We start from the raw sequence: 3,768 nt of genomic DNA on the forward strand, positions 1-3,768 counted from the left end.
TCCTTGAGGGACCCAGAGTCCCTCAAGGAGGCCCCCACGGACCTTCGAGCACTTGTCGCTAGTGGACGACCACCGGTGGAGCGGCCTCTTCGCCGGAGCCGGTGGGGGCGGACGGCGCGGCGGGGGCCTTGCGCGGCAGGAAGAACGCCGGGATGATGCTCGCCGCCATCAGCACCAGCGCCCACACGAAGGTGGTCGCGAAGGCGTCGGAGGCCATCGACGCCGCGGCGTCGTGCGTGGCCGGGTTCTGCGTCGCGACGGTGGCGGCGACCTGACCCTGGCTGGTCGGCACGCCGAACTTCCCGGCCAGCAACGCGGCCAGGATGATCGACATCACCGCGGAGCCGACGGCACCCGCGGTCTGCTGAAGGATGTTGGTCGCGGTGGAGGCCTTCGCCATGTCCTTCAGTTCCAGCTGCTGCAGCGCGGCCGACATCACCGGCACCATCGTGAGACCCATGCCGAGCCCGACCACGAACAGCGCGGGCAGCAGCACCCAGAACGAGGTGGTCGCGGTGACCATCGTGAACGGGATCATGCCGAGCACCATCACGGCCACACCGGGCAGCACGAGCCTGCGCGGGCCCATCTTGTCGGCCAGCTTGCCCGCCCGGGGCATCGTGATCATCACGCCGAGCGCCTGCGGTGCGATCAGCAACCCGGACTGCAGCGCCGACTCTCCGCGCACCACCTGGAGATAGGTCGGCAGCAACAGCATCGAGCCCATCATGCCGATGAAGAACACCGCCATCGTCAGCATCGACATCGAGAACGCCTTGTTGCGGAACAGGCCCATGTCGAGCAGCGGATTGGCGATCCGCATCGAGCGCAGCGCGAACGCGACCAGCAGCACCAGGCCGGCGAGGCCGGGCAGCCACACCGCGATGTGGGTGACGCCGCCCGCCTCCGGGATGCGGGAAACGCCGAAGATCAGCGCGGCGAGACCCGGCGAAACCATGAGCAGGCCGGGGAAGTCGAAGCGCTGCGAGGGTTCCGGCGAATCCTTGGGCAGCAGCTTCAGCGCGAGCAGGATGGCGATCGCGCCGATCGGCACGTTGATGTAGAAGATCCAGCGCCAGCTCACCGCGTCGACCAGCCAGCCGCCGAGGATCGGGCCGCAGACCGGGCCGAGCAGCATCGGCACACTGATCACGGACATCACGCGGCCGATCCGCTGCGGGCCGGCGGCGCGCGTCAGCATCGTCATCCCGGCGGGCATCAGCATGCCGCCGCCGAAGCCCTGCACCACCCGGAAAATGATCAGCGACTCGACGTTCCACGCCAGCCCGGCGAGCATCGACCCGATCAGGAAGAACGCGATCGCCAGCAGATAGAGCCGTTTGGTGCCGAAGCGGTCGGCCGCCCAGCCGGTGATCGGGATGACCGTCGCCAGCGCGAGCATGTACCCGGTGGCGATCCACTGGATGGTGTCGAACGACGTGGTGAACTGAAGCATCAGCTTCTGCATGGCGACGTTGACGACCGTGACGTCGAGGATCGCCATGATGGCGCCCGCGACGACCACCACCGCGACCTTCAGTACGTCGCGGTCGAGTTTGTCATCGGCGGCGCCGGGCGCGGCCGGGGCAGCTTGCGAACTCATGCGGAAGAACCGTCCCCATTATTTGGTGAGTGCGAAGGCGCAAATCCGGCATAGGCCCGAATCCCCCTGCTTTCGCCACCGAGGGTAGTCGATGGGAACTTGCTTTTGCCAACCAGTTTCGCTCGGGGCAAGAAAACCCTTGCGGAAACACACCCCCTGTGCAGCGGTGCTCGCTTTCCGCGACGAATTCAGCAGACGCTGTCGGTCGGGACCGGGTTCGCCAGCCCGAACAGCGGCCGCAGCCGGATGCCGATCCAGGTGCCGCCCAGCGCGAAAACACCCCACAGCCAGCCGTGCAGGCTGCCGACCGAGATCCCGCCGAGGTACGCGCCGATGTTGCAGCCGCCCGCCATCCGCGCGCCGACGCCCATCAGGATCCCGCCGAGCACCGCCGCGAGGGCCGTCCGCCACGGGATCGAGCTGTGGATCTTCCACGCGCCCGCCGCCGCGGCCGCGACCCCGGCGCCGATCATGATCCCGATGTCGGTGAGGCTGGTCTTGTCCTTCCAGATGGTCGTGTTCAGCGAGGCCGCGTTCGTCTTGAGCCGCCAGAATTCCCAGTGCTCCGGGTGCAACCCGAACACCTGGAGGATCTTCGCGCCCCACAGACTGAACGCGCTGGTGACACCCCAGATCCCGCCGGAGACCAGGAACACCGCGGCGGCCAGCACCCCGAGCACGAGCGCGCCGACGAGCATCGGCCACGAACCGCGGAAGACCCTGGCGAAGCCACGCGCGGTCGGCACCACGTCGGCCGGCGGCGGCGTGCGCCGTTTCTGCACGGCCCTGGTGCCCAGCACGATCACCGCGAGCACCGCGACCGTGATCGCCCACGAGCCGAACCAGCCGACGTGGTCGGCGAGCAGGATCCCCTTGAACTCCGGCCAGCCGGACAGCACCGGGTACGCCCAGGTGTAGAGCACCGACCCGGCGATGAACCCGCCGAGCGTCAGCACGATCGTCGACTGCCCCGACCCGACCGCGAACAACGTGCCGGACGCGCACGCGCCGCCGAGTTGCATGCCGATCGCGAAGACCGTCGCGCCCACGAAGAGCGACAACCCGAGCGCGCCCGCCGTCGGCGCCGGTTTGCTGCCGAACAAGCCGGATCCGGTGCCGGCGATCAGCGCGATGAGCGTCGCCGCCGTGCCTAGCAGGAGCGCGTGGGCGCGCAGTCCCTGCCCGTTGCCGACGGCGATCAGCTGACGCCACGCGGACGTGAATCCGAAGCGGGAGTGGAACAACGCGAGCCCGAGCAACAGCCCGAGGAGCAGCAGCACCCCGAACTTCGCGCCGTGACTCGCCCACACGTACGCGGTGAGCCCGGCCGCGAGCACGCCCGCGACCGCGAGCGGGATCACCCGGACCGGCTCCTCCGGCTTCGGCTGCGGGGCGGCACACGACGTCGGGAAGTCGAGGAACTTCTTGGCACCGGCTGGGGATTCGGTTGTCGCCACCTGTACTCCACGGCAGATCGGGCTGATCGGGAAACTCAGGTTAGGGCTGGTAGTCGAGCCGATACAGCCCGTCCCACAGAGTGCGACGAACGGAGCAAAGCCGACGCCTTCGGCGCGATCCGAGGGACGCCTTCGGTGCGCTCGAGGCACCCAGGGACGCCCTCGGTGCACTCAACGCACCAAGGGCGTCCCTCGGCACACCGCCCGCCCGCACGTCCTGAAAGGGCCATTCACGACGTCCGCACGGCGCGACCCAGCCCGGCCCGCGCCAAGCGACACGTCCCGAACGCGCCGTTCGCGACACTCAACGTCCCCATCGCGTCGTTCGCGACACCCCGCAACCGCCCAGCATCAGAACCCGCGATCCGAGGGACGCCCCCGTCACACCCAACGCACCAAAGGCGCCCCCGGCACACTCGCCACCCGCACGTCCCGAACGCGCCGTTCGCGACGCTCAACGTCCCCATCGCGTCGTTCGCGACACCTCGCAACCGCCCAACACGCGTTCCGGGGGACGCCCCCGTCACACCCAACGCAGCAAGGGCGTCCCTCGGCACACCACAGCCCGCACACGCGAGGCCCCGGAAAGCACCGTCCAGCCCCATAAAAGCCGGAGGGGGGGGCGGCGCGGCTATGTGCGCGGGGGGGCGGCGGGAGGAGGGTCGGCGTGAGGGTAGTGGGGGGTTGTGAGGGTACGGGCGCGAGGAG

The 3,768-nt window shown here is 69.3% G+C and carries 2 protein-coding genes; both read right to left on the minus strand.

Going from position 1 to position 3,768, the window contains the following annotated elements; translation table 11 throughout:
- Window positions 1-58: 58 nt before the first annotated feature.
- Entirely contained in the window at window positions 59-1,603 is a 1,545-nt protein-coding gene (locus ACFWX1_RS04625) for a DHA2 family efflux MFS transporter permease subunit (protein WP_378383817.1), read from the minus strand.
- A gap of 188 nt (window positions 1,604-1,791) precedes the next feature.
- Window positions 1,792-3,060, minus strand: coding sequence for a YeeE/YedE family protein (locus ACFWX1_RS04630; protein WP_378383819.1), 1,269 nt, complete (start codon window positions 3,058-3,060; stop codon window positions 1,792-1,794).
- Window positions 3,061-3,768 lie beyond the last annotated feature (708 nt).

The sequence above is a fragment of the Amycolatopsis sp. NPDC059021 genome (assembly GCF_042739895.1).
Lineage (GTDB): Bacteria > Actinomycetota > Actinomycetes > Mycobacteriales > Pseudonocardiaceae > Amycolatopsis.

Coding starts and splice junctions, on each gene's coding strand:
- ACFWX1_RS04625 (WP_378383817.1), bottom strand. CDS start 1,603: ATGAGTTCGCAAGCTGCCCCGGCCGCGCCCGGCGCCGCCGATGACAAA.